Annotated in this window: 17 protein-coding genes; 9 read left to right on the top strand and 8 right to left on the bottom strand. The window is 64.8% G+C overall.

Going from position 1 to position 24,992, the window contains the following annotated elements:
- Positions 1 to 2: 2 nt before the first annotated feature.
- Positions 3 to 386 carry a hypothetical protein gene (locus tag OIN59_RS03740; protein WP_274107225.1) on the bottom strand — a complete coding sequence of 128 codons (384 nt, stop codon included), beginning with the start codon at positions 384 to 386 and terminating at the stop codon, positions 3 to 5.
- A 93-nt stretch (positions 387 to 479) separates the two neighbouring features.
- Here OIN59_RS03740 and OIN59_RS03745 point away from each other — a divergent pair, with 93 nt between their 5' ends.
- Together OIN59_RS03745 and OIN59_RS03750 are read left to right on the top strand one after the other, a co-directional pair.
- Positions 480 to 1,619 carry an aminotransferase class V-fold PLP-dependent enzyme gene (locus OIN59_RS03745; RefSeq protein ID WP_274107227.1) on the top strand — a complete coding sequence of 380 codons (1,140 nt, stop codon included), beginning with the start codon at positions 480 to 482 and terminating at the stop codon, positions 1,617 to 1,619.
- Positions 1,620 to 1,652: 33 nt separating this feature from the next.
- The gene (locus tag OIN59_RS03750) at positions 1,653 to 2,948 is read left to right on the top strand and encodes a DUF445 domain-containing protein (RefSeq protein ID WP_274107229.1); all 1,296 of its coding nucleotides are present in this window, start codon (positions 1,653 to 1,655) and stop codon (positions 2,946 to 2,948) included.
- Between the two features lie 445 nt (positions 2,949 to 3,393).
- Here OIN59_RS03750 and OIN59_RS03755 read toward each other — a convergent pair whose 3' ends face one another.
- The 6 genes from OIN59_RS03755 to purU form a co-directional block, all read right to left on the bottom strand.
- Positions 3,394 to 3,828 carry a hypothetical protein gene (locus tag OIN59_RS03755; RefSeq protein WP_274107231.1) on the bottom strand — a complete coding sequence of 145 codons (435 nt, stop codon included), beginning with the start codon at positions 3,826 to 3,828 and terminating at the stop codon, positions 3,394 to 3,396.
- Between the two features lie 144 nt (positions 3,829 to 3,972).
- Positions 3,973 to 4,884 (bottom strand): DUF4238 domain-containing protein, encoded by a 912-nt coding sequence (locus OIN59_RS03760; protein ID WP_274107233.1) that lies wholly within the window; start codon positions 4,882 to 4,884, stop codon positions 3,973 to 3,975.
- A 100-nt stretch (positions 4,885 to 4,984) separates the two neighbouring features.
- Entirely contained in the window at positions 4,985 to 6,484 is a 1,500-nt protein-coding gene (locus tag OIN59_RS03765) for an FAD-linked oxidase C-terminal domain-containing protein (RefSeq protein WP_274107235.1), read from the bottom strand.
- Between the two features lie 172 nt (positions 6,485 to 6,656).
- Positions 6,657 to 8,696, bottom strand: a complete 2,040-nt coding sequence (locus OIN59_RS03770) for a UvrD-helicase domain-containing protein (protein WP_274107237.1) — start codon at positions 8,694 to 8,696, stop codon at positions 6,657 to 6,659.
- A gap of 181 nt (positions 8,697 to 8,877) precedes the next feature.
- Entirely contained in the window at positions 8,878 to 9,783 is a 906-nt protein-coding gene (locus tag OIN59_RS03775; RefSeq protein ID WP_274107239.1) for a LysR substrate-binding domain-containing protein, read from the bottom strand.
- Between the two features lie 13 nt (positions 9,784 to 9,796).
- The gene (purU, locus tag OIN59_RS03780; protein WP_274107241.1) at positions 9,797 to 10,645 is read right to left on the bottom strand and encodes a formyltetrahydrofolate deformylase; all 849 of its coding nucleotides are present in this window, start codon (positions 10,643 to 10,645) and stop codon (positions 9,797 to 9,799) included.
- 72 nt (positions 10,646 to 10,717) lie between these two features.
- Between purU and OIN59_RS03785 the strand changes: the two genes are divergently transcribed.
- Complete coding sequence (locus OIN59_RS03785; RefSeq protein ID WP_274107243.1) at positions 10,718 to 13,039, top strand: putative bifunctional diguanylate cyclase/phosphodiesterase; 2,322 nt, start codon at positions 10,718 to 10,720, stop codon at positions 13,037 to 13,039.
- Positions 13,040 to 13,043: 4 nt separating this feature from the next.
- Here the strand turns inward: OIN59_RS03785 and OIN59_RS03790 are convergent, their stop codons facing one another.
- Positions 13,044 to 13,913, bottom strand: coding sequence for a ChaN family lipoprotein (locus OIN59_RS03790; protein ID WP_274107245.1), 870 nt, complete (start codon positions 13,911 to 13,913; stop codon positions 13,044 to 13,046).
- Between the two features lie 72 nt (positions 13,914 to 13,985).
- On the opposite strand from OIN59_RS03790, the gene OIN59_RS03795 reads away from it, so the two are divergent.
- The 6 genes from OIN59_RS03795 (at position 13,986) to narH (ending at position 24,981) form a co-directional block, all read left to right on the top strand.
- The gene (locus tag OIN59_RS03795) at positions 13,986 to 15,923 is read left to right on the top strand and encodes a type IV pili methyl-accepting chemotaxis transducer N-terminal domain-containing protein (RefSeq protein WP_274107247.1); all 1,938 of its coding nucleotides are present in this window, start codon (positions 13,986 to 13,988) and stop codon (positions 15,921 to 15,923) included.
- On the top strand, positions 15,920 to 16,654 hold the full coding sequence (locus tag OIN59_RS03800; protein WP_274107249.1) for a response regulator: 735 nt from the start codon (positions 15,920 to 15,922) through the stop codon (positions 16,652 to 16,654). The genes OIN59_RS03795 and OIN59_RS03800 overlap by 4 nt, the downstream gene beginning before the upstream one ends.
- 213 nt (positions 16,655 to 16,867) lie before the next feature.
- Positions 16,868 to 18,160, top strand: coding sequence for an MFS transporter (locus tag OIN59_RS03805; protein WP_274107251.1), 1,293 nt, complete (start codon positions 16,868 to 16,870; stop codon positions 18,158 to 18,160).
- Positions 18,161 to 18,180: 20 nt separating this feature from the next.
- Entirely contained in the window at positions 18,181 to 19,590 is a 1,410-nt protein-coding gene (locus tag OIN59_RS03810) for a NarK family nitrate/nitrite MFS transporter (RefSeq protein ID WP_274107253.1), read from the top strand.
- Positions 19,591 to 19,624: 34 nt separating this feature from the next.
- Positions 19,625 to 23,434 carry a nitrate reductase subunit alpha gene (locus OIN59_RS03815; protein ID WP_274107255.1) on the top strand — a complete coding sequence of 1,270 codons (3,810 nt, stop codon included), beginning with the start codon at positions 19,625 to 19,627 and terminating at the stop codon, positions 23,432 to 23,434.
- A 23-nt stretch (positions 23,435 to 23,457) separates the two neighbouring features.
- On the top strand, positions 23,458 to 24,981 hold the full coding sequence (narH, locus tag OIN59_RS03820) for a nitrate reductase subunit beta (RefSeq protein WP_274107257.1): 1,524 nt from the start codon (positions 23,458 to 23,460) through the stop codon (positions 24,979 to 24,981).
- The last annotated feature ends 11 nt before the right edge of the window (positions 24,982 to 24,992 follow it).

The raw sequence follows: 24,992 nt of genomic DNA on the forward strand, positions 1-24,992 counted from the left end.
GACTAGGAGTGCTCTTGCGACTCTTTCGTTAACTGTCTCAGGCAACGTCCAAGTGCCATGAACAGGAGCCCCAGACCCACGTCCCACAGGGCCGCACAGGCGAAGCCGCCAATTGCATAGGATGCGCTCAAGACCTGCAGAGCGCGCTTGCTGCGCGGTGACGCCACGCTTTTACTTGCCGCATACGGCAGCAGGATCGCTGTCAGCACAAGAAAGTTGGCCCATAACGGGGCGCTCCATTGGCGGCCCATCGTCGTCATTGGGTTGAACGAAGCAGCTGCGCCCCCTAGCTTCGCTAGTACAAGGACGATGACCGTTGTGCTGGTCAAAATGGTGAAGCCGCGAAACGAAAACACCTCTTTGAACCAACTTATGAGTCGTTGCATGATTTGTGAGGCGTCAGCATAGGCATGTAAGCATGCTTTCAAATATTGAGTAGCCTCGCAGTATGCTGTACCCCCATTGAACACGGAGATGCTATGCCCGGCCTTTTGCCCGATATCGATCCTGATGGCCTGCTCGAATTCTCGGTGGTCTACACCGACCGCGCGCTCAACCACATGTCCAAGCGCTTCACCGGCGTGGTGCAGGACATTCTGGGCACGCTCAAAGAGGTCTACCACGCCCACACCGCTGTGCTGGTGCCCGGCAGCGGCACCTTCGGCATGGAAGCAGTGGCCCGCCAGTTTGCCAACAAGGAAAAGGTGCTCATCGTGCGCAACGGCTGGTTCAGCTACCGCTGGACGCAGATCTTTGACGCCGACAAGGGCCTGGGCGGCGGCTCGGTCATCTGCAAGGCGCGCCAGCAGGGCAGCGGCCCGCAGGCGCCCTGGGCACCATGCCCCGCTGAAGAAGTCGCAGCCACCATCCGCGCTGAAAAGCCCAAGGTGGTGTTTGCGCCCCATGTGGAAACGGCCAGCGGCATCATCCTCTCTGACGACTACCTCCGCACGCTGACGGCGGCTGCCCACGAGGTGGGCGCGCTGTTTGTGCTGGACTGCGTGGCGTCGGGCGCCATGTGGGTGGACATGCAGGCCACGGGCGTGGATGTGCTCATCAGCGCCCCGCAAAAGGGCTGGAGCGGCTCACCCTGCTGCGCCATGGTGATGCTGTCCGAGCGTGCGCGCCAGGCGATTGAAGGCACCACGAGCAGCAGCTTCTCGTGCGACCTCAAGAAGTGGATGCAGATCGCCGAGGGCTACGAAAAGGGCCAGCACGCGTACCACACCACCATGCCCACGGATGCGCTGGTGCGCCTGCGCGAGGTGATGGCCGAGACGCGCGCCTACGGTTTTACCAAGGTGCGTGATGAGCAGATCGAACTGGGCGCCAAGGTGCGTGCACTGCTCGAATCGCGCGGCTTCCCCAGCGTGGCGGCCGATGGATTCAAGGCCCCTGGTGTGGTGGTGAGCTACACCACCGACCCCGGCATTCAGAACGGCAAGAAGTTCATGGAAGTGGGCCTGCAGACCGCCGCCGGCGTGCCGCTGCAGTGCGACGAGGGGCCGGACTTCAAGACCTTTCGCGTCGGCCTGTTTGGCCTGGAGAAGTGGCACAACGTGGACCGTACGGTGGGCCATTTGTCGAAGGCGCTGGACCAGATTGCGGCGGCGGCTTGACGGGTTGCGGTCGAGGTCGGCGGGCTTGCCCGGATGAACCCCGAGACTGACAGCGCAACCCTCGCCCTTCGGCGCGCCAAGCGGCAGGCGCTGGGCCTGTTGTTGCTGGTGACGGCAGTGTTCATCGCCACCAGCGTGGTCGAGCGCGGTTTGCTGCTCAACTGCATCAAGGCCATGGCCGAGGCCGCCATGGTGGGTGCGCTGGCGGACTGGTTTGCGGTGGTGGCGCTGTTCCGGCGCCCGCTGGGCCTGCCCATTCCGCACACGGCGGTTATTGCGCGCAACCAGGCGCGCATCGGCCGCAACCTCGCCACCTTTGTGCGCGACAAGTTCCTGGACGTGCCTTCGCTGGTGTCGCTGATCCGCCGGCACGACTCGGCCGAGCGGCTGGCGCAGTGGCTCACGGCGCCGGGCAACGCCGCGCTGCTGGGGCACCAAGCCACGCGCCTGGCGTCGGCTGCGCTGGAGACGGTGCAGGACGCGCAGGTGGAGCGTTTCATCCAGAAGGCCGCGCGTGCTCTGATCGGGCAGGTGGACATGTCGCGTGCGCTGGCGGCGGTGCTCGATACCCTCACGCACAACGGCCGTCACCAGGCGCTGCTGGACGATGTGCTGGCCAAGCTCATCGAACTGCTGCAGAACGAGCAGACCCGCACCTGGGTGGCGCAGTCCATCGTGGCCTGGCTCAAGAAGGACCACCCGCGCACCGAGAAGTTGCTGCCCAGCGACTGGCTGGGCGACAAGGGTTCGGCCTTGCTGGCCCGCGCGCTGGAGAGCGTGATGGCCGACGTAGCCGCCAACCCGCAGCACGCCCTGCGCGCGCAGTTCGATGTGGCGGTGCAGCGCTTCATCGAGCGCCTGCGCAGCGACCCGGAATGGGAGCGCAAGGGCGAGGAGATCCGCACCTGGCTGCAGACCGACGCCACGGTGGGCGGCTATGTGCAGACCTTGTGGCTGGACCTGCGCGGTGCGTTGCAGCGCGATCTGGCAGATGCCGATTCGGTGCTGGCGCGGCAGGTGGGCAAGCTGGGGCTATGGCTGGGCGAGTCGCTGGCGGGTGATGCGGCGCTGCGGCAGTCGTTCAATGACCGGCTGGAGCGGTGGGTGGAGGGCCTGGCGCCGGATGTGTCGGCGTTCATTGCGCAGCACATTGAGGACACCGTGCGGCGATGGGATACCGAGGAGATGACGCAGCTGATTGAGCTGAACATTGGCAAGGATCTGCAGTACATCCGTATCAACGGCACCTTGGTGGGGGGGGTGATTGGGCTGGTGCTGTTTGGGGTGTCGCATGCGGGGGAGATTGGGCGGGCGATGGTGGGTGGCTGAGTCGGGCGAAGTCCGAGTGTCACCCCCAACCGTTCGGGCTGAGCTTGTCGAAGCCTGAGCGTGTTCGAACGGGAAGCATGCCCAGGTTGAGGGCAGAGGCCGGGAGTCGCCCGGCATGCGAGTAACTTTCTTTCGCGTCGCCGAAAGAAAGTCACCAAAGAAAGGGCGACCCCCAGTCTGCGACCCCTTCGCTGCGCTACGGGGCAAACCTGCGTCGGGGCGGTTGCGGGGTGCGCCGTGGAACTCGCTTTGCGCTGGCGCGCGCCGCTCGGACAACCACGGCGAGTCAGTTCACGAGGCATGCGCGCTCCGACGCGCATGCTCACCCCGCAACCGCCCCGCCGCAGGCGCAGCCAGCAGGGGTGGGGAGCCTAACAGCCAACAGCCGAACAGCCACACGGGCCATCGCGTTGCTCGGCCGTGTGCCGACCACGTGGGGCTGGGCCTAGCGTGCCGCCTGATCCGCAGCCATGTTGGCCGCGTGTTCTTCCTGCAGGTGCTGCGCAATCTGCGCCCAGGCCTGCTTGGCCTCGCCGTCCTGCGCCCAGGCGTAGCAACTGGCAATGTGCATGGCCGTCACCGCATGGTGCGGGTCGAGCGCAAAGGCCACCTCGCACTGCAGCGCCGCCTGGCGCCACATCGCCGTCGCATCTTCAGATCCTTCTTTCTGCAGCGCATGGGCCTCGGCCACCCACGCCTGCCCCAGCCGAAACGCCGCCGCGTGCTGCCCGGGGGCGGCTTCGTGCGCCCGTTGAAACAACACCCCCGCCTGCCGCCACAACGCCCGCGCTGCGGCAAAGTCTTGCGTGGCCACGGCCTGTGCCTGGGCGACGAGGGCGTTGCCGGAATGGAGGAGGGTGGTGGTGGAGTCGCTGGGCATGGGTTTGGAGCGCGGATGGAGGGGCGGATTGTCGATGGTTCTACTGGATGCTACCGGGTGATAGCAGCCGATGGCACCAGAGAGAATTGCTACTCGCCGGTAGCATGCGGAACCGCTGCAGAACTCGTACGTTTGAGCAACCCGTTAGGCCCGCACAGTAACAACGCCTCCGCGCCCGTATGCCAGGAAGTTGTCTTCGGCAAGGAACAGTCGTCGATCCGCTTGGCGCGATACCCGGGTGTTCATCCTGGCGACTACGTCGGCGCGCACGTTGATCACTGGTTTCAATGGTGTGCCGAGAATTCCAATGAAGCCCGCCTTCTTGCTAATGGGGAAAAACAATTCAGTGTTTTGCGTTAGGAACGATGGGTGACCGTGGAAGCCGTGTTCCATAACTAAGGAGAACGGGTAGTCAGAGGTGATGAACGAGCTGTCCTCTGGAGCTACCAGTACAGTCCAAGTGCGTTTGCCGAGCGCTGTCAAGAGTTCATCATGCGCGCGAAACTCTTCACGCAAAGTACCTTCGTTCCCAAAGTCGATGATGTAGTGTCGACCTTCGACGAACTGACGTGCGCGCTCGTAGCTCACATCTCCTTTGAACTCTTCGTCAGTCTGTTGAGCCAACGAGAGATGGTGCTCCCAATTGGCCTGAGATGCTACAAGCCACTTAAGTTTCTCGTCTGCGACGCGTGTTCGAGCACTGTTCAAGTTTCGTCTAGATTTTGGGTTCTGCACGATCACCAAACTCAGAAGATTGAGTATCAGATTGTGGTCCTCATCACTTGGGAACTCCCTCGATTCAGTCACACGACGAATTGCTTGTATGGCTCTATCCTCTATTGGGGCTAGGGCGTTTTCGATTGCATCTGGTGGTAGACCCTCAGTATCTATGCGCTTGAAGTCCTTCTCGACCGCAACATTCAATGGCGACGTCCGAAAGCTCCTACTTTCCTGGAGGTCCAGGACGTGCAGCATTCCATCTTTTCGCCCGGAATCAGTGAAGCCGGCTAGATAACCCTGGGGGAGAAAATGATGTCGGCGGGCGACTGTCGGCATAACTTGGGATTCTTCGTGTTGAACGCGAGTGATGGTTTTGTAACTCTCACTTGGACGGCGGTCCTGGGCTCACTTCGGGCGGCGCCGGGGGCGGCATCGTTCAAAACCGCGGCAAATCAGGATGCTTGATCTGCCCCCCACGCACCAGCATCTTCCCGTACTCCGCACACCGGTTCAGCGTGGGAATCACCTTCCCCGGGTTCAGCAACCCTGCCGGGTCAAACGCATGCTTCAGCCCAAACATCTGCGCGTTCTCCGCCGCAGAAAACTGCACACACATGCTGTTGAGCTTCTCTACGCCCACGCCATGCTCCCCCGTCACCGTGCCGCCCATGGCGACGCTGGTCTCCAGGATGTCGGCGCCAAACAGCTCGCAGCGGTGCAGCTGGTCGGCATCGTTCGCATCAAACAGGATGAGAGGGTGCAGGTTGCCGTCGCCCGCATGGAACACGTTGGCGCAGCGCAGCTGGTATTTCTTTTCCATCTCCTGGATGGCGAGCAGGATGTCGGCCAGGCGCTTGCGCGGGATGGTGGAGTCCATGCACATGTAGTCGGGGCTGATGCGGCCGCTGGCGGGGAAGGCGTTCTTGCGGCCGCTCCAAAAGCGCAGGCGCTCGGCCTCGTCGCGGCTCACGCTGATGGCGGTGGCGCCTGCGGCGCGCAGCACCTCGCTCATGCGGCCGATTTCTTCTTCCACCTCTTCGGGTGTGCCGTCGCTCTCGCACAGCAGGATGGCCTCGGCCGTGAGGTCGTAGCCCGCATGCACAAAGTCTTCGACGGCGGCGGTCATGGGTTTGTCCATCATCTCCAGGCCTGCGGGGATGATGCCGGCGGCGATCACTGCGGCGACGGCGTCGCCTGCTTTGCGCACGTCGTCAAAGCTGGCCATGATGCAGCGCGCCAGTTGGGGCTTGGGGATGAGCTTGACCGTCACTTCGGTGGTCACGGCCAGCATGCCCTCGCTGCCGATCACGGCGGCCAGCAGGTCGTAGCCGGGGGCGTCGAGTGCCTCGCTGCCGAATTCCACCGGTTCGCCTTCTACCGTGAAGCCCTTCACCTTGAGCACGTTGTGCACGGTGAGGCCGTATTTGAGGCAGTGCACGCCGCCCGAGTTTTCGGCCACGTTGCCGCCGATGGTGCAGGCGATCTGGCTGCTGGGGTCGGGCGCGTAGTAGAGGTTGTAGGGTGCCGCCGCCTCGCTGATGGCCAGGTTGCGCACGCCACACTGCACCACGGCCGTGCGGCTTTCGGGGTTGATGTCGAGGATGCGGTTGAACTTGGCCAGCGACATCGTCACGCCCATGGCGTGGGGCATGGCGCCGCCCGACAGGCCCGTGCCCGCACCGCGTGCCACCACGGGCGCCTGCAGTTGGTGGCACACCTGCAGCACGGCCTGGACCTCGTCATACGTTTCGGGCAGGCACACCACCAGCGGGCGCTGGCGGTAGGCGGTGAGGCCGTCGCATTCGTAGGGCGTGGTGTCTTCGGTGTGCCAGAGAAGCGCGTGTGTTGGCACCACGCGGCTCAGGGCCTGGACAACCTCGGCCTGGCGCGCGGCGCGTTCGGACAAGGCTGTGGTGGGTTCGGCGGCAGTGTTCATGGCCGCCACTGTAGAGGAAGGTTGCGTGCAGGGGCGTGAGTTTTCTTGCAGCAGTCTGTGAAATGGCCTGGATATGGCTGTTTGCTATCAATTAGTGAGCCATTGGCGCTTGTGAATAAAGCGCTAGAGGCCAATTGGGCTTGAATTTCTGAGCAAATGGCCCGCAGCCCCCTCACACAGGCCCGGGGCTGACCGGGCGTTGGCTGCCTTCCAGAAGCCACAGGCGTTTGCTGGCGCGCGTCATGGCGACATAGAGCATGTTGCGTTCGCGGTAGGCGTCTTGCCGGGCGGCACTGCGCGGAAAGCGCCCGCGTTCTACCAGGGGCACGGCCACATACTCATATTCATGCCCTTTGCAGCGCTCCACCGTCAGCAGTTGCAGGCTGGAGGCCTCTTGCTGGGAGTGCTGGTGGATGCTGGCCTGGACCATGAGCGCCAACCGGCCCAGGAATTCGTCCACCGACAACCCGGCGCAGATGCGGGCCAGCGCCGCGAGGCTGTCCCGGCAGTAGCGCAATTCGTCCGGGCTGATGGGCGCCTGCGCAAAGAGCTGAAGCACCAGCGGATGCGCGCACAGCAGTCCGGCATCGGCACAGGCCTCGGGGGGCAAGGCCAGCAATTGTTCGCACAGAGGGGATGCCACCGGGGCCTGGGGGTTGAAGCTGGCACGCACCAGAAACCGGCGCATCAGGTCCCGCTTGCCGATGAGTTCTGCGGCCACAACGCGGGTGTCCACTTCAGCGGGGGAGTCTTCCACCAGCGCTTGCATGTCGAACGCGCCATTGGCCAGCACGTCCTGGTCGGGCTGGCTGCCGCGCCGCACGTAGCGCAGCAGACCTTCCATCGCGCTGCTCAGAATGCCCTGCGTGAGCCGCACCCCGTCGCTGCAGCCCTGCATGGCCCCCATGATGGCCAGCACCAGGGCGATCTCGCGGCGCTGGTAGAAGCGTTTCATGCCCTTGCAGGCGTAGTGCACGCCTTCATGGGCAAACATCCATTCGAGCAGGATCGAGTCTTCTGGCGACCGCAGGACCACATTCAGGCAGGGAGGGTGCGTGTGGCTGCCGGGCGACTGCGGCTGTTGGGGCCGCTGGGGCAATTGCTGCAGCACGGTGTCATGGATAGCCAGCAGTTGCCGGGCGCAGTCCTCGTCGTCGGTGTAGCGGCGCTGCTCGAAGGCGGAAGCTTTGGTGGGGTAGTGCGCAGCAAACTCCACGCCGAACAAGGGGTTCAGCCCCTGGCAGATGGCGTTGCCGAAACGGTAGGTGGTGTTGAGGGCGACGACCTGGGTGTCTGCAGGCAGCTCTTGCCGGATGCGGGCCAGGCTGTCGCCAAAGACGGAGAACGCGCCGGGCAGGATGTGCTGGTTGAAGTCTCCCGCGCCGACGAATAGACCATTGCCGCCCTGCACCAGAGTCCGCAGCACCCGCATGGCGGCCTCGTCCAGGTCCTGCAGCTCATCGAACAACACCGCGTCGAAGCGGCCCTGCAGCGGTGCATAGGCATCGTCGAAATCCAGCTCCCCGAGCTGTGTGGCCACTTCATACGTGCAGTCGCCCGGCGCGTAGAACAGCGGCTCGTTGCTCAGCCCCCTGCGCAGGCGTTCGTACTTGGCCAGCAGCTGATAGAGCCCGTAGTCGAGCTGGTGTTCGCGGCAGTAGGGCAAGGCGCCCACGCCTGACTGGTCGATGGCGCGCAGCAGCAGCCGCTGCTTGGCCTGGGCTTCAAAGTCGATGAAGGCCTGCACGTCCAGATCGCGCGACAGAAAGTCATCGGTCTCGGACGCCTTGTCCAGCACGTGGTCCTGGAGCAGCGCGGCGTGGGCCTGGCGCACGAGCAGACTCTTGTGCAGGGGCTCGGTCACGCGCACGAGGGGGTCGCCCTGCTCCTTGAGCACAGTGGAGCACAGTTGCTCCACGGTCATGATCTGGACCTGGCGGGGAATGGTGGGGACGAACTTTTCCAGGCGCTGCGCTATGGCGGCCAGTCCCGCCTCCGAATACGCGAGCATCAGGATGCGGCTGGCCCCCTGGGTGCGGATAAGGTCCGCAGCCTTGATGGCCAGGGTGGTGGTCTTGCCTGTGCCAGCCAGCGCGTTGACCAGCACTGCGCGCGCCGTGGTGTTGAGCACCGCGTTCTGCTCCAGCGTGGGGTATCTCTTCTTGAAGTGGGCGTCTTGCAGCACGGCGTGGTGAGGTGGTGGAGAGGTCAAGAGGTCAAGAGACAGGACAGACGAGAGGCGCGTGCCGGGTGATGGCGGCAGGCGGGCTGTGTGAAGCTGGAACCCTGCGCGCCACAGGGGGAGGGCAGGGTACTTTGGGTGCTATTAAATATATAGCTTCTGGCGCTTTATGGATAAGCGCTTGCGGCCAAAATCGTCAATGCAGGAGGGCTCAGGCCATGGTTTTGCGCAGCCACTCGGCAAACGCCGCGCACTCCCAGCGGTCCATGGTGCCCGTGCGCCAGCACAGGTAGTGTGCGTGGGGGCTGGTCGTATCGGTGTCGAACAGGCGCACCAGCGTGCCGTTCTCCAGCCACGGCGCCCCGAGCTTCAGGCGCACCAGCGCCACGCCCATGCCAGCGGCGGCGCCGTCGCACATCAGGCCGATGTCGTTGAACTGCGAGCCCTCGCTGGGCTCGGCCCAGTCCAGGCCCGTGGCGGCAAACCAGGTGCGCCAGGGCTCCAGCGGACTGCGCAGCAGGGGCACGCCTTCCAGGTCCTCCGGCCGGTCGAACGGGCCGTGTTCGCGCACGAACGCGGGGGAGGCCAGGGGCGTGACCACGTCGCGCGCCAGCTCCACATGCTCCACATCGGCATAGTGGCCGGGGCCAAAGCGCACCATCAGGTCAGCGTCTTCGGCCACCACGTCCAGCAGCGGAATGGACACCTGCAGGGCCAGGTCGATCTCGGGGTAGGCCTCGGTGAACTGGCGCAGGCGCGGGATGAGGATGGTGCGCGCAAACGTGGGTGTCACGGCCAGCTTGAGCCGCCGGCGCCCGGGCGCTGCCGCCTGGCCCGGAAACCGCTGCAGAGCGCCCAGCCCCTCGCGCACATGGGCCAGGTAGGCGCTGCCCTCGGTGGTCAGCGAAAAATCGGCCCGGCCAAACAGCCGCACACCCAGGATCTGCTCCAGTTGCTTGACGCGGTGGCTCACGGCGCTGGGCGTGACGCACAGGTCGTCAGCCGTCTGCGTCACGCTGCGCAGGCGGGCCAGGGCCTCAAACGTCAGCAGGCACTGGATGGGCGGAATGCGCCGTGCTGCACTGCTGAGGAAGGAAGACGGGGCTGCCGTGGCCATGGGGCGGAACGGGTTAGCGGAAGATGACGGTCTTGTGACCGTTCAGGATCACGCGGTGCTCGCTGTGCCACTTCACGGCGCGGGCCAGCACCTGGCTTTCGGTGTCGCGGCCCCGGGCCGTCAGGTCTTCCACCGTGTCGGTGTGGTCGGCGCGGGCCACGTCCTGCTCGATGATCGGGCCTTCGTCCAGGTCGGCCGTCACATAGTGGGCGGTGGCGCCAATCAGCTTCACGCCCCGGTCATGCGCCTGGTAGTAGGGCTTGGCGCCCTTGAAGCTGGGCAGGAAGCTGTGGTGGATGTTGATGGCCCGACCTGCTAATTTTTGACATAGGTCAAGGGAAAGTATCTGCATGTAACGAGCTAAGATCACTAACTCGGCGCCTTCGGCCTCGATAATCTCCAGCTGTTTGGCTTCGGCCTGGGCTTTGGTGCTGCCCGTCATCGGGATGTGGTGGAACGGCACGTTGTAGCTGGCCGCTAGTTGGTAGAAGTCGCGGTGGTTGCTGATGATGGCGCGGATGTCGATGGGCAGCAGGCCACTCTTCCAGCGAAACAGCAGGTCGTTGAGGCAGTGGCCTTCCTTGCTGACCATGAGCACGGTTTTCATGGGGGCTGCCGTGGCGTGCAGACTCCAGTTCATGTTGTAGGGCTCGGCAAAGCTGGTCAGGCGCGCTTTGAGGGTGGGGTGGTCGTGCTGGTCGCAGGCAAACTGCACCCGCATGAAGAACAGGCCCGTGGCGTGGTCGTTGTACTGCGCGGCTTCTTCGATGTTGCCGCCGTGCTCCAGCAGAAAGCCCGAGACGGCGTGCACCAGCCCCAGGCGGTCGGGGCAGGACAGGGTAAGGATGTAGGCGTTGGTCATAGCTGTGCAATTGTCGCAGCAAGGGCCGATGGCTGTGGAACCGTGGAACCAACAAGGAGCGCAAGAAGCGCAATGGGCAACGAGGGCTACGCCTCATCGCTGGTCCCCTGGCGGGGCATGCTGCTGTACCTGGTGCTGGGGGTGGCCTGGGTGTTCGTGGGCGATGTGTTGCTGGCCCACTGGGTGACCGACCCGGCCCTGCTGACCCGTTTTCAGACCTGGAAGGGTTGGTGCTATGTGGGGTTGACCAGCGGCCTGGCCTGGTGGCTGCTGCGGCGTATGCGCCGGGCCGAAAAGGTGCGCATGGCCATGGCGCAGGAGCTGACGCAGATCGTGCGCCATGCGCCCGCCGGTTTTGCGCGGGTGGGGCTGGACGGTAGCTTTCTGTGGGTCAACACCCGCCTGTGTGATCTGCTGGGCACAACGCCCGAGCAGGCGCTGGGCCTCAATTTTCGCGATGTGATGATTGCCCAGGACCGTGACTGGGCCGCGTCGCAGCTGGAGCGCCTGCTGGCAGGCGAGATTGACCACTACGTGGGCGAACGCCATTGCCTGCGGCTGGACAACGGCTGCCGGGTGACCGTGTTGTGCACCGTGACGCTGGCGCCCGCCGTGGGCGACGAGCCCGCGCACCTGGTGTGTGTGGTGCAGGACTTGGACGAGATCAAGGCTGCCCGCGCCGCACTGCAGCGCAGCGAGGCCCGCCAGCGCCTGGCGGCTGCGGTGGTGGACAACACCATGGAAGGCGTGGTGGTGACCGACGCCCACAGCCGCATCCTGTCAGTCAACGCCGCGTTCACCCGGCTGCTGGGCTACACCGAGGAGGAGCTGCTGGGCAAGACGCCCCGCGTCTTCAAGTCGGGGCGCCACGACAAGGCTTTTTACCAGGCGATGTGGGCGGCGCTGACCGAGACGGGGTACTGGCAAGGCGAGATCTGGAACCGCCGCAAGAACGGCGAGATCTTCCCGGAGCACATGTCCCTGTCGGCCGTGCGCGACCCGGCGGGCGAGATCACGCACTACGTGTGCATGTTCTCCGACATCTCCGAAGAAAAAGCCCAGCAGCGGCAGCTGGAGTATTTGGCGCACAACGACTCGCTCACCGGCCTGTCCAATCGCACTTGGTTTGGGCACCAGCTGGAGCTCGCGGTGCAGGAGGCGCAGCTCAGTGGCGAGCGCATTGCCGTGCTGCTGCTCAACCTGGACCGCTTCAAGGACGTGAACGACAGCTATGGCCATGCCACGGGCGACGAGGTGCTCAAGCACATCGCGCGGCAGGTGCAGTCGGCCCTGCGGCCGGGGGATGTGCTGGGGCGGATGGCGGGGGACGAGCTGGCCGTGGTGGCGCGCAATTTGCGCCATGCCGATGGCGCCGCCGCTGTGGCGCGCCACCTGATCCGCGCCGTGGCCGAGCCCTGGCGCTCGCCCGACGGGCTGGAGGTGGTGGCGGGCGTCAGTGTGGGCATTTGCATGTTCCCGGAGCACGCCAACACCACCGAGCTGCTGCTGCAGGGCGCCCACGCAGCGGTCTATGGGGCCAAGGCGCAAGGGCGGGGTGCATGGTGCTTCTTTCAGGAGGCCATGACCCAGGCCGCCCGCGAACGGCTGGAGCTGGAGTCGCGCCTGCGCCTGGCGCTGGCCCAGGGCCATCTGCAGATGTACTACCAGCCCCAGATCGACATTGCCACCGGGCGCATCCAGGGTGCCGAAGCCCTGGTGCGCTGGAACGACCCGCAGGAGGGGCTGATCTCGCCCGCCCGCTTCATCCCTGTGGCCGAGACCTCGGGCGTCATCGGACCGCTGGGCGAATGGGTGGTGCGCGAGGTTTGCCGACAGGGCCAGCAATGGCGTGAGGCGGGGCTGCCCGAGCTGACCCTGGCGTTGAACGTGTCGCCGCGCCAGTTCCACCTGACCGACCTGGCCGGGAGCACTGCGGCCGCGCTGCAGGCCAGCGGGTTCCCGGCGGCGCTGCTAGAGCTGGAGATCACCGAAAGCGCGCTGGCCGAGCGCACCGATGAGGCCCGCCAGGTGCTGGTGCGCCTGCGAGAGCTGGGTGTGCGCATTGCGGTGGACGACTTTGGCACCGGCTACTCGTCGCTCGCACAGCTCAAGCGGTTTCCCATCGACGTGCTCAAGATCGACCAGGGTTTTATCCGCGACATTCCGCAAAGCGAGGACGACATGGCCATCAGCGCCGCCATCATTGCCATGGGGCACAGCATGGGCCTGTCGGTGCTGGCCGAGGGGGTGGAGACCGAGGGGCAGTTGGCCTTTTTGCGCGAGCGGCGCTGCGACGCCTACCAGGGCTACCTGTGCAGCCGCCCTGTGCCTGCCGACGATTTTGTGGCGCTGCTGCGCGCGCAGGCGGTGCCTGTCGCCACCGTTCAGGGCTGAAAACTCAGACCTTTTGTCCGGGCGCCGCCGGGCGCCACTGCTCGCGCAACTCTGCGCACACATCACGCGGGGGCAGCGCGGGGGTGTTGATCACTGCATCGGCATCTGCACCTGATTTGATAGCGGCTGACGCATGTTCCACCTGCGCTAGAGCCACTTTTGACACCAAATTTGCGGGCCAGTGGGTGGGCACGCCCAGGTGGCGCAGCACATGGCCGCCGCCCGCCACCAGCAGCACAGTCTGGCCGGGGCGCACTGCGTCCAATGCGGTCTGGGCCATGCTGGCGTCGCGGGCGATCTGGATGCGGGCCATGGGCGCGATTTGTGACTCCGGCAGCAGCCCGCAGTGGCCGTCGCGCAGCGCCTGGTATTGCTGGGCCAGCGCCGGGGCGGGCAGATGCTGGTCCCAGGCGGGGTTGGCCATGGTGGCCCGCATGCGGGCGCGGGGCAGGTTGCCACCCAGCACGGGCACCCCGGCGCCCACGGCCGCCATCACCACCGGGCCATAGGCCTGCCATGGCCAGGCGGTGTTGTCCCACTGCAGGGCGGCCTGGGCCTGGGCCTCGCTGGCATCGTGCGGCAGGCCTTGAGTGCTGTGGCCGCGCTCGGCCATTTCCATCACCACGGCTGTCAGCTGCCCCCGTGCCGCCAGCCACACCACGGTCTCGCGCTGCAGGCGCTGGTGGTCGGGCGCATCGTGCTGCTCGCCCAGCAGCAGCACATCGGCGGGGAGCAGGGTCTGGAGGCGACCGGGCCAGTCAGCGAGCGGAATGCTGGGGAGCATGGTGCCCGTGCTGGCGCAGCCCGCCAGTGCTACCAGGGCCGCGGCCAGCAGCCAGTGGACACAGAGGCGGGTGTCGGGTGATCGTCGCATGGCGCCATGCTACGCGTGTTGGCCTTGACTCAAGTCAAGAGTCAGTGCAGGCTCGGTGCCTACACTGCCGCCATGCGCACCAAGCCCACGCTAACCACCAAGCTCCTCGCCATGGGCGCGGGTTTCCTGTTGGTGGCGCTGGCATCCATCGGCCTGACGCTGTGGGTGACCTGGAAACTTGAAGGGGGTGCTGCTGCGGTGAATGAGGCTGGCCGCCTGCGAATGAACATGCTGCGCATGGTGCTGGTGCTGCAGACAGAGCCCCCCGCTGCGGTGCAGGAGCGCGCTCGCCAGTTTGACGTGAGCCTGGATCTGCTGCGCACGGGCGATCCATCGCGGCCCTTGTTTGTGCCGTGGAGTCACGAGACACGCACCCGCTTTGACGGTATTCGCAGCCAGTGGGCGGTGGCGCGCGCGGGGTGGGTCAGTTCCTTGCCCCCAGACCGCGCACAAATTCTGGCGGAAGCCGATGCCTTTGTGCAGCAGGTCGATGGTTTTGTGGACGCCATCGAGATCCAGATCGCGGGCTGGACCGCCGCGCTGCACCTGTTCCAGCTGTTCATGATGGCGCTGGCCATCGTGGCCGCCGTCACCTTCATGGCCGTGAGCTACCTGCTGGTCATCAACCCCGTGGCGCGCCTGCAGCAGGCCCAGGCCCGGCTGCGTCAGGGCGAGCTCGGCACGCGCCTGCCGGTCGATACGGATGACGAGTTCGGCCAGCTCTCGGCGGGCTTCAACCTCATGGCGCATGCACTGCAGGCCTCGCACGACGAGCTGGAGCACAAGGTGCGCGAGAAGACCGCCAGCATCGCCGTGCAGAACCAGCGCCTGGCAGCGCTGTACGAGGTGAGCGCGCTGGCCAGCACGGCGGGCAGCCTGGAACTGCTGGCTCAGGGCTTTGTGCAGCAAATCCGCCGCGTGGCGGGGGCCGATGCGGCGGCGGTGCGCTGGTCCAACGAGGCCAACGAACGTTATGTGCTGCTGGCCGGTGATGGCCTGCCCCGCACCATGGCCGAGGGCGAGCACTGCCTGCACACCGGCACCTGCCTGTGCGGCCAGCCACAGGCGCAGGCGCGCACCCGGGTCATTCCCATCACGCCATCGACCGCCGTCGCCTTGCCGCATTGCCGCGAGGCGGGTTTTGAAACCATGGTGACCATCCCGGTGCAGATGCAGCAGCGCTTGCTGGGTGAGGTCGACCTGTTCTTCCGTTCGCCGGTGGAGATGACCGATGAGCTGCGCGACCTGCTCGAAGCCATGACGCGTCACCTGGCCAGCGCCATGGAGGGCCTGCGCGCCACTGCGCTGGAGCGCGAGGCTGCGGTGGCCGAGGAGCGCAGCCTGCTAGCGCGCGAGCTGCACGACTCCATCGCCCAGTCGCTGGCTTTCCTCAAGATCCAGACCCAGTTGCTGCGCGATGCCGTGGCGCGTGGCGACGAGGTGAAGCGAGACCGCAGCATTGGCGAGCTGGACGTGGGCGTGCGCGAGTGTTATTCCGACGTGCGCGAGTTGCTGGTGCACTTTCGCACCCGCACCAGCGAAGAAGACATCGAATCCGCGCTACGCGCCACGCTGTCCAAGTTTGAGCACCAGACCGGCATGGCCACCACGCTGGGCATGGTGGGCCATGGCCTGCCGCTGGCGCAGGACGTGCAGATTCAGGTGCTGCACATGGTGCAAGAGGCGTTGTCGAACGTACGCAAGCATTCGGGCGCAACGCGGGTCGATGTGCTGGTGCACCGCCACCCGCGCTGGCGCTTTGAGGTGCAGGACAACGGCACGGGCTTTGACACCGCCTCCGTGCCGCCCGACTCGTTGCACGTGGGTCTGGGCATCATGCGCGAACGGGCCCAGCACATTGGCGCCGTCGTGCAGGTGGAGTCCGCGCCGGGGCAGGGCACCCGCGTGTGCGTTGAGCTGCCCTCGGTGGCGCCAGCCCAGGCCGTCGCATCCACCCAGGCCGCGGCATCGGCCCCTGTCGCCGTTCCACAACCTGTCTTCACCTCATGATGCCCTCCGCTTCGCCCGCTGCCACACTGCCGGCTCCCACTGCACTGCCGGTCACGCTGCTGGTGGTGGACGACCATACGCTGTTCCGGCGCGGACTGATCGCGCTGCTTGGGCAGTACGACGGCCTGTCTGTGGTGGGCGAGGCGGGTGATGCCGCGCAGGCCCTGCGGCTTGCGCCGCAGTTGAAGCCGCAGGTGATCTTGCTCGACAACCACCTGCCCGGCGTGATGGGGGTGGACGCCATCCGGGGGCTGCGCGAAGTGTCGCCCACCTCGTGTGTGCTCATGCTTACGGTGAGCGAAGACGCGCAAGACCTCGCTACCGCACTGCGCAACGGCGCGCAGGGCTACCTGCTCAAGACCATTGATGGCGACCTGTTGGCCCAGGCCATTCGCCGAGCGGCCCGGGGCGAGCCTGTGGTCAGCCCCGAGCTGATGGGCAAGCTGGTGGCAGCGTTCCAGTTGCAGGGCGCACCGGAGGCTGTGCCTGCGCCGCCCGCACCCTCCGATGCCACTGTGGTCGCCGCCAACGGCTTCACGCCCCTGTCGCCGCGCGAGGAAGACGTGCTGCGTGAGATTGCACGCGGCGCGAGCAACAAAGAGATCGCGCGCACCCTCGATATCGCCGAGACCACGGTGAAGATCCATGTGCAGCACATCCTGCGCAAGCTGGGTCTCAGCTCGCGCGTGCAGGCGGCGGTGTACGCCTCGGACCGGCAGCGCGCTGAATAGCGCAGGCCTGCACTCGCCACGGGCAGGTGGTGGTGCAGAAGTGGTGGAGCAGGGGGGCACCGCCATGCAAAGGGCACTCCATAGTTCTTTCGGACGATGCCCTGCCCCCAGTGACTACTCCCTCTGCCGCGCCGCACACCCTCTAGCGAAGGATGTGCAAAAAGCCCTGCATACGCGACCATTCCTCCCATCCAAAAAGAGAGGAACCGCGCAATGGCCAACGCAACCCTGCCCCCGGGCGACAGTCCGCAGCGCACCCGCCAAGCCTGGTCGGTGCTCATCGTCAGCACCTTCGCCTTCACCGTCTGCTTCATGGTCTGGATGATGTTCGGCGTCATCGGCATCCCCATCAAGAAGATGCTCAACCTGAACTCCACGCAGTTCGGGCTGCTCATGTCCATGCCCGTGCTCACGGGCTCGCTGGTGCGGGTGCCGCTGGGCATCTGGACCGACAAGTTCGGTGGTCGCATCGTGATGACCGCCGTCATGGCCACCACCGTGCCGGCCATCTGGATGATGGGCTATGCCACGGAGTATTGGCACTTTCTCACCATTGGCCTGTTCGTGGGCTTGGCGGGGGGCTCGTTCTCGGTGGGGACGCCCTACGTGGCCCGCTGGTTCCCCAAGCACCGCCAGGGCACGGCCATGGGTGTGTACGGGGCTGGCAATTCGGGCGCAGCCGTGAACAAGTTCGTGGCCCCGGTGCTGCTGGTGGCTTTTGGCTGGACCATGGTGCCGCAGGTGTATGCGGCCATCATGCTGGGCACCGTGGTGCTGTTCTGGCTCTTCAGCTATAGCGACCCGGCCCACCTGGTGCCCAGCAGCGTCAAGTTCACCGACCAGCTCAAGGCGCTCAAGGACCCCAAGGTACTCAAGTATTGCCAGTACTACAGCATCGTGTTCGGCGGCTATGTGGCGCTGTCGTTGTGGATGGTGCAGTACTACGTGGGCGAGTTTGGCCTGGACATCCGCGTGGCGGCTCTGCTGGCGGCCTGCTTCTCGCTGCCCGGTGGTGTGCTGCGCGCCATCGGCGGCATGCTGAGCGACAAGTACGGCGCCCACAGCGTGACCTGGTGGGTGATGTGGGTGAGCTGGATCTGCCTGTTCCTGCTGAGCTATCCACAGACTGATTTCACCATCCTGACCGTCAACGGCCCCAAGACCTTTCACCTGGGGCTCAACGTCTACGCGTTCACCGGCCTGATGTTTCTGCTGGGCATTTCGTGGGCCTTCGGCAAGGCCAGTGTCTTCAAGTACATCAGCGATGACTACCCCCACAACATTGGCGCCATCAGCGGCATCGTGGGCCTGGCTGGTGGCCTTGGGGGCTTCATTCTGCCCATCCTGTTTGGTGCGCTCATGGACCTCACGGGCATCCGCTCCAGCGCCTTCATGCTGATGTACGGCGTGGTGTGGGTCTCGCTCATCTGGATGTACTTCACCGAAGTGCGCAACACCCGTCTCATGGGCTCGCAGGGCGCTGCTGCACAGCCTGCCACCCGCTGATTTTTTAAGGAAACCTCACCATGTCTGCCACCAACAACAGCGGGCGCCAGGGGCGTCTGCTCACCCTCTGGGCCCCGGAGGACAAATCGTTCTGGGAGCGCGAAGGCGAGGCTGTCGCCAAGCTCAACCTGTGGATCTCGGTGCCCGCGCTGTTCCTGGCCTTTGCCATCTGGCAGGTCTGGAGCGTGGTCGCCGTGAGCCTGCCGGGCCTCGGGTTCAAGTATTCGACCAACCAGCTGTTCTGGCTGGCGGCGGCGCCCGCGCTCTCGGGCGCCACGCTGCGCATCTTCTACTCGTTCATGGTGCCGCTGGTCGGTGGCCGCCGCTGGACGGCCATCTCCACCGCTTCGCTGCTGATCCCTGCCATCGGCATCGGCTTTGCGGTGCAGGACAACACCACGGCCTACCCCACCATGCTCATCCTGGCGCTGCTGTGTGGCCTGGGTGGCGGCAACTTCAGCTCCAGCATGGCCAACATCAGCTTCTTCTTTCCGAAGGAGCGCAAGGGCTCGGCGCTGGGCGTGAATGCGGGCCTGGGTAATCTGGGCGTGTCGGTGGTGCAGTTCCTGAGCCCGCTGGTCGTCACTGCAGGCATCTTCGGCATCTTTGGCGGCGAAGGCCAGACCATTGTGAAGAACGGCCAGACCGTGCAGGTGTGGACGCAGAACGCTGCCTTCATCTGGGTGCCATGGATCGCGCTGACGGCACTGGCCGCCTGGTTTGGCATGAACGACATTGCCGACGCCCGCGCCTCGTTCGCTGCGCAGGCCGCCATCTTCAAGCGCAAGCACAACTGGCTGATGTGCGTGCTGTACCTCGGCACCTTCGGCTCGTTCATCGGCTATGCCGCAGGCTTTCCGCTGCTCATCAAGAGCCAGTTCCCCGGTGTGAACCCCCTGGCCTACGCCTGGCTGGGCCCGCTGGTAGGTGCCGTGATCCGTCCGTTTGGCGGCTGGCTGGCCGACAAGCTCGGCGGTGCGCGCGTCACGCTGTGGAACTTCATCGTCATGGCCATGGCAGTGGCGGGTGTCACGTTCTTCCTGCCCTCCGCTGGTAACGAAGGCCAGTTTGCGGGCTTTTTCGTGTGCTTCCTGGTGCTGTTCCTCACCACCGGCATTGGCAACGGCTCCACCTTCCGCATGATTCCCGTGATCTTCCTGACCGAAGCCATGCGGGGCGTGGACCCCCGCAACACCGCCGCCGTGGCCCAGGCCAACAAGGAAGGCAACACCCTGGGCGCTGCCACGTTGGGCTTCACTGCCGCCATGGCTGCCTACGGCGGGTTCTTCATTCCCAAGAGCTATGGCAGCTCGATTGCCCTGACGGGCAGCCCCCATGCCGCGCTGTGGACGTTCTTCGTTTTCTACATCGCTTGCATCGTGATCACCTGGTGGTACTACGCGCGCAAACACGCCGAGATGCCTTGCTGATCACCTTTAGACAGAACAGAAAAAGGAGCCCCCGATGAGCCATTTCCTCGATCGCCTTTCGTACTTCTCGCAGCCCCGCGAGACCTTTGCCCAAGGCCACGGCGAAACCAACGGTGAAGACCGCACCTGGGAAGACGCCTACCGCGACCGCTGGGCGCACGACAAGATCGTGCGCTCCACCCACGGCGTGAACTGCACGGGCTCCTGCTCGTGGAAGATTTACGTCAAGGGCGGCATCGTGACCTGGGAAACCCAGCAGACCGACTACCCCCGCACCCGCCCTGACCTGCCCAACCACGAACCCCGTGGCTGCGCACGCGGTGCTAGCTACAGCTGGTACCTGTACAGCGCCAACCGCGTGAAGTACCCCATGGTGCGTGGCCGCCTGCTCAAGCACTGGCGCGCCGCCATTGCCCTGGCCAAGAGCCCGGTGGATGCCTGGGCCAGCATTGTCGAAAACGATGCCTCCAAGCGCGAATGGCAAAAGCAGCGGGGTCTGGGCGGCTTCGTGCGCAGCACCTGGGACGAAGTCAACCAGATGATCGCTGCGGCCAATGTCTACACCATCAAGAAGCATGGCCCGGACCGCATCATCGGCTTCTCGCCCATCCCGGCGATGTCGATGATTTCGTACGCCGCTGGTTCACGCTACCTGAGCCTGATCGGTGGCGTGTGCATGAGTTTCTACGACTGGTACTGCGACCTGCCTCCCAGCAGCCCGCAGACCTGGGGCGAGCAGACCGACGTGCCCGAGTCGGCCGACTGGTACAACAGCTCGTACATCATTGCCTGGGGCTCCAACGTACCCCAGACGCGCACGCCTGATGCCCACTTCTTGACCGAGGTGCGCTACAAGGGCACCAAGGTCGTGTCCATCACGCCCGACTATTCCGAAGTAGCCAAGCTGGGTGATCTGTGGATGCACCCCAAGCAGGGCACCGACGCTGCCGTGGCCATGGCCATGGGCCATGTGATCCTGAACGAGTTCTACTTCAAGGACGGCGGCAAGGGCCGCTCGGCGTACTTTGACGACTACGCACGCCGCTACACCGACTTGCCGCTCTTGGTGGTGCTCAAGGAAAAGACGCTGCCCGATGGCCGCACGGTGATGGTGCCCGACCGCTATGTGCGCGCCAGCGATTTCCCCGGCCAACTTGACCAGTCGAACAACCCCGACTGGAAGACCGTGGGCTACGACGAGCTGGGCCAGGTCACGCTGCCCAACGGCTCCATCGGTTTCCGCTGGGGTACCGATGGCCGCGCCGACCAGGGTCTGTGGAACCTGGAGAACAAGGAAGCGCGCACCGGCAACACCGTCAAGCTCAAGCTGTCGGTGATCGAAGATGGCGAGCAGGCGCACGATGTGGCCGATGTCGCCTTCCCTTACTTTGGCGGCGTGGCAACGCCCAACTTCACGGCCAACGAGCAAGGCGGCGACGTGATGGTGCGCCGCGTGCCGGTGTCCCACCTGGAGTTGGCTGGGCACGAAGCCAAGGGCCGAGTGATGGTGGCTACCGTGTTCGACCTGTTGGCCGGCAACTACGGCATCGACCGTGGCCTGCCCGGCGAAGAACCGGGTGGCGGCTATGACGCCGACCGCCCCTACACCCCCGCATGGCAAGAGGCCATCACCGGCGTGCCGCGTGACCAAATCATCACCGTGGCGCGCCAGTTCGCCGACAACGCCGACAAGACCCATGGCAAGTCCATGGTCATCATCGGTGCGGCGATGAACCACTGGTACCACTGCGACATGAACTACCGCGGCATCATCAACATGCTGATGCTGTGCGGCTGTATTGGCCAAAGCGGTGGCGGCTGGGCGCACTATGTGGGCCAGGAAAAGCTACGGCCCCAGACCGGCTGGACGGCACTGGCCTTTGCGTTGGACTGGATCCGTCCCCCCCGCCAGATGAACAGCACGAGCTTCTTCTATGCCCACACCGATCAGTGGCGCTACGAGAAGCTTGGCATGGAGGAAATCCTCTCGCCCCTGGCCGATGCCAGCGCCTACCACGGCGCCCAGATCGACTACAACGTGCGCGCCGAGCGCATGGGCTGGCTGCCTTCGGCGCCCCAGCTCAAGACCAACCCGATGCAGGTGGCCAAGGATGCCGCAGCCAAGGGCATGGACGCCAAGGACTACGTGGTTCAGTCGCTCAAAGACGGCAGTCTCACGATGAGCTGCGAGGACCCGGACCATCCCGACAACTGGCCGCGCAACATGTTCGTGTGGCGCTCCAACATCCTGGGCTCGTCGGGCAAGGGACATGAATACTTCCTCAAGCACCTGCTGGGCACCACGCACGGCGTACAGGGCAAGGACCTGGGCAAGGACGAAGCCAAGCCCGAGGAAGTGCAGTGGCACGCCAACGCGCCCGAAGGCAAGCTGGACCTGCTGGTCACGCTCGACTTCCGCATGAGCACCACCTGCCTGTACTCCGACATCGTGCTGCCCACCGCCACCTGGTATGAGAAGAACGACCTCAACACCAGCGACATGCACCCCTTCATCCACCCGCTGTCCACAGCGGTGGACCCTGCTTGGCAGGCCAAGAGCGACTGGGAGATCTACAAGGGTTTCGCCAAGGCCGTGAGCGAGGTCAGCGTGGGCCACCTGGGCGTGGAAAAGGATGTGGTGCTCACGCCCATCATGCACGACACCCCCGGTGAAATGGCCCAGCCTTATGGCGTGCGCGACTGGAAGAAGGGCGAGTGCGAACTCATCCCCGGCAAGACCGCGCCCCAGGTCACGGTGGTCGAGCGCGACTATCCCAACCTGTACAAGCGCTTCACCGCCCTGGGCCCCTTGATGGACAAGGCCGGCAACGGCGGCAAGGGCATCGGCTGGAACACGCAGACCGAAGTCGGTCAGCTGGGCGACCTGAACGGCCGCGTGAAGGAAGAGGGCGTGACGCAAGGCATGCCCCGCATCGTGACTGACATCGATGCCACCGAAGTGGTGATGATGCTGGCCCCCGAAACCAACGGCCATGTGGCCTGCAAGGCCTGGGAGGCCCTGGGCAAGCAGACGGGCCGCGACCACGTGCACTTGGCGCTGCACCGCGAAGACGAGAAGATCCGCTTCCGCGACATCCAGGCGCAGCCGCGCAAGATCATCAGCTCGCCCACCTGGTCGGGCCTGGAAAGCGAGAAGGTCAGCTACAACGCGGGCTACACCAATGTGCACGAGTACATCCCATGGCGCACCCTTACGGGGCGCCAGCAGTTCTACCAGGACCATCCGTGGATGCGTGACTTCGGCGAAGGCTTTGTGAGCTACCGCCCACCGGTGCACCTGAAGACGCTGCATGAAGTCGAAGGCAAGAAGCCCAACGGCAACAAAGAGATCCAGCTGAACTTCATCACGCCGCACCAGAAGTGGGGCATCCACAGCACGTACAGCGACAACCTGATGATGCTCACGCTGAACCGGGGTGGCTCGGTGGTGTGGCTGAGCGAAGACGACGCCAAGGTCGCTGGCATCGTGGACAACGACTGGGTTGAACTCTTCAACGCCAACGGCGCCATTGCGGCCCGCGCGGTGGTGAGCCAGCGTGTGAACCCCGGCATGGTGATGATGTACCACTCGCAAGAGAAGATCATCAACACCCCCGGCTCTGAGATCACCGGCACCCGTGGCGGTATCCACAACTCGGTCACCCGCATCGTGCTCAAGCCCACCCACATGATTGGTGGCTACGCACAGTACAGCTACGGCTTCAACTACTACGGAACCATCGGCACCAACCGCGACGAGTTCGTGCTGGTGCGCAAGATGGACCGCGTGGACTGGCTCGACGACGAAGCCCCCGCATCGGCCCACAGCGGCGCGCATGCCTGAAGCCGAAGACAAGGAGAAACACGATGAAAATTCGCGCACAAATCGGCATGGTGCTGAACCTGGACAAGTGCATTGGTTGCCACACCTGTTCCGTCACCTGCAAAAACGTTTGGACCAGCCGCCCCGGGGTGGAATACGCCTGGTTCAACAACGTCGAAACCAAGCCCGGCATTGGCTACCCCAAGGAATGGGAAAACCAGGACAAGTGGAACGGTGGCTGGGTACGCAGCCCTGACGGCTCCATCGCCCCCCGCCAGGGCGGCAAGTGGAAGCTGCTCATGCGCATCTTCGCCAACCCCAACCTGCCGCAGATCGACGACTACTACGAGCCCTTCACATTCGACTACGACCACCTGCAGTCCGCCCCTGAAAGCAAGGCCGCACCCACGGCGCGTCCACGCAGTCTGATCACCGGCAAGCGCATGGAGAAGATCGAGTGGGGCCCGAACTGGGAAGAAATCCTGGGCGGCGAGTTCAGCAAGCGCAGCAAGGACAAGAACTTCGACGATGTGCAAAAGGACATCTACGGCCAGTTCGAAAACACCTTCATGATGTACCTGCCGCGCTTGTGCGAGCACTGCCTGAACCCGGCGTGTGTGGCATCGTGCCCCAGCGGCTCGATCTACAAGCGCGAGGAAGATGGCATCGTGCTGATCGACCAGGACAAGTGCCGTGGGTGGCGCATGTGCGTCAGCGGCTGCCCCTACAAGAAGATTTATTACAACTGGCAGTCGGGCAAGGCAGAGAAGTGCATCTTCTGCTACCCCCGCATCGAAGCGGGCCAGCCCACCGTGTGCTCAGAAACCTGCGTGGGCCGCATCCGTTACCTGGGCGTGCTGCTGTATGACGCAGACCGTATCCAGGAAGCTGCCAGCGTAGAGCGCGACCGCGACCTGTACCAGGCCCAGCTCGACATCTTCCTGGACCCGAACGATCCGGACGTGATCAAGCAGGCCCGCATCGACGGCATCCCGGACAGCTGGATGGACGCCGCGCGCAACAGCCCCGTCTACAAGATGGCCGTGCAATGGAAGGTGGCCCTGCCGTTGCACCCCGAGTACCGCACGCTGCCCATGGTCTGGTATGTGCCACCGCTCTCGCCCATCACGGCCGCCGCCAACGCGGGCCATGTGGGCGTGAATGGCGAGATCCCGGACGTATCGCAGCTGCGCATCCCCGTGCAGTACCTGGCCAACCTGCTGACCGCAGGCGACACCGGGCCCGTGGTGCGGGCACTGGAACGCATGCTGGCCATGCGCACTTACCAGCGCGACAAGCATGTGGAACAGCGCCAGAACCTGGCCGTGCTCAAGCAGGCCGGTCTGTCGATGTCCGAGGTCGAGGAGATGTATCACGTGATGGCGATTGCCAACTACGAGGACCGCTTCGTGATCCCATCGGCCCACCGCGAATACGCCGAAAACGCTTTTGACATTCGCGGCGGCTGCGGCTTCTCGTTTGGCAACGGGTGCTCCGATGGGGCCACCGAGACGAGCATGTTCGGTGGCAAGAAGCCCCGAACCATCCCGATCAAGGCCACTGTTTGAGTGCAACGGAA

The organism is Acidovorax benzenivorans (assembly GCF_028680575.1).
GTDB lineage: Bacteria > Pseudomonadota > Gammaproteobacteria > Burkholderiales > Burkholderiaceae_C > Acidovorax > Acidovorax benzenivorans.

Coding starts and splice junctions, on each gene's coding strand:
- OIN59_RS03740 (WP_274107225.1), bottom strand. CDS start 386: ATGCAACGACTCATAAGTTGGTTCAAAGAGGTGTTTTCGTTTCGCGGC.
- OIN59_RS03755 (WP_274107231.1), bottom strand. CDS start 3,828: ATGCCCAGCGACTCCACCACCACCCTCCTCCATTCCGGCAACGCCCTC.
- OIN59_RS03785 (WP_274107243.1), top strand. CDS start 10,718: ATGGGCAACGAGGGCTACGCCTCATCGCTGGTCCCCTGGCGGGGCATG.
- narH (WP_274107257.1), top strand. CDS start 23,458: ATGAAAATTCGCGCACAAATCGGCATGGTGCTGAACCTGGACAAGTGC.
- OIN59_RS03765 (WP_274107235.1), bottom strand. CDS start 6,484: ATGAACACTGCCGCCGAACCCACCACAGCCTTGTCCGAACGCGCCGCG.
- OIN59_RS03815 (WP_274107255.1), top strand. CDS start 19,625: ATGAGCCATTTCCTCGATCGCCTTTCGTACTTCTCGCAGCCCCGCGAG.
- OIN59_RS03745 (WP_274107227.1), top strand. CDS start 480: ATGCCCGGCCTTTTGCCCGATATCGATCCTGATGGCCTGCTCGAATTC.
- purU (WP_274107241.1), bottom strand. CDS start 10,645: ATGACCAACGCCTACATCCTTACCCTGTCCTGCCCCGACCGCCTGGGG.
- OIN59_RS03750 (WP_274107229.1), top strand. CDS start 1,653: ATGAACCCCGAGACTGACAGCGCAACCCTCGCCCTTCGGCGCGCCAAG.
- OIN59_RS03775 (WP_274107239.1), bottom strand. CDS start 9,783: ATGGCCACGGCAGCCCCGTCTTCCTTCCTCAGCAGTGCAGCACGGCGC.
- OIN59_RS03805 (WP_274107251.1), top strand. CDS start 16,868: ATGGCCAACGCAACCCTGCCCCCGGGCGACAGTCCGCAGCGCACCCGC.
- OIN59_RS03760 (WP_274107233.1), bottom strand. CDS start 4,884: ATGCCGACAGTCGCCCGCCGACATCATTTTCTCCCCCAGGGTTATCTA.
- OIN59_RS03795 (WP_274107247.1), top strand. CDS start 13,986: ATGCGCACCAAGCCCACGCTAACCACCAAGCTCCTCGCCATGGGCGCG.
- OIN59_RS03790 (WP_274107245.1), bottom strand. CDS start 13,913: ATGCGACGATCACCCGACACCCGCCTCTGTGTCCACTGGCTGCTGGCC.
- OIN59_RS03800 (WP_274107249.1), top strand. CDS start 15,920: ATGATGCCCTCCGCTTCGCCCGCTGCCACACTGCCGGCTCCCACTGCA.
- OIN59_RS03810 (WP_274107253.1), top strand. CDS start 18,181: ATGTCTGCCACCAACAACAGCGGGCGCCAGGGGCGTCTGCTCACCCTC.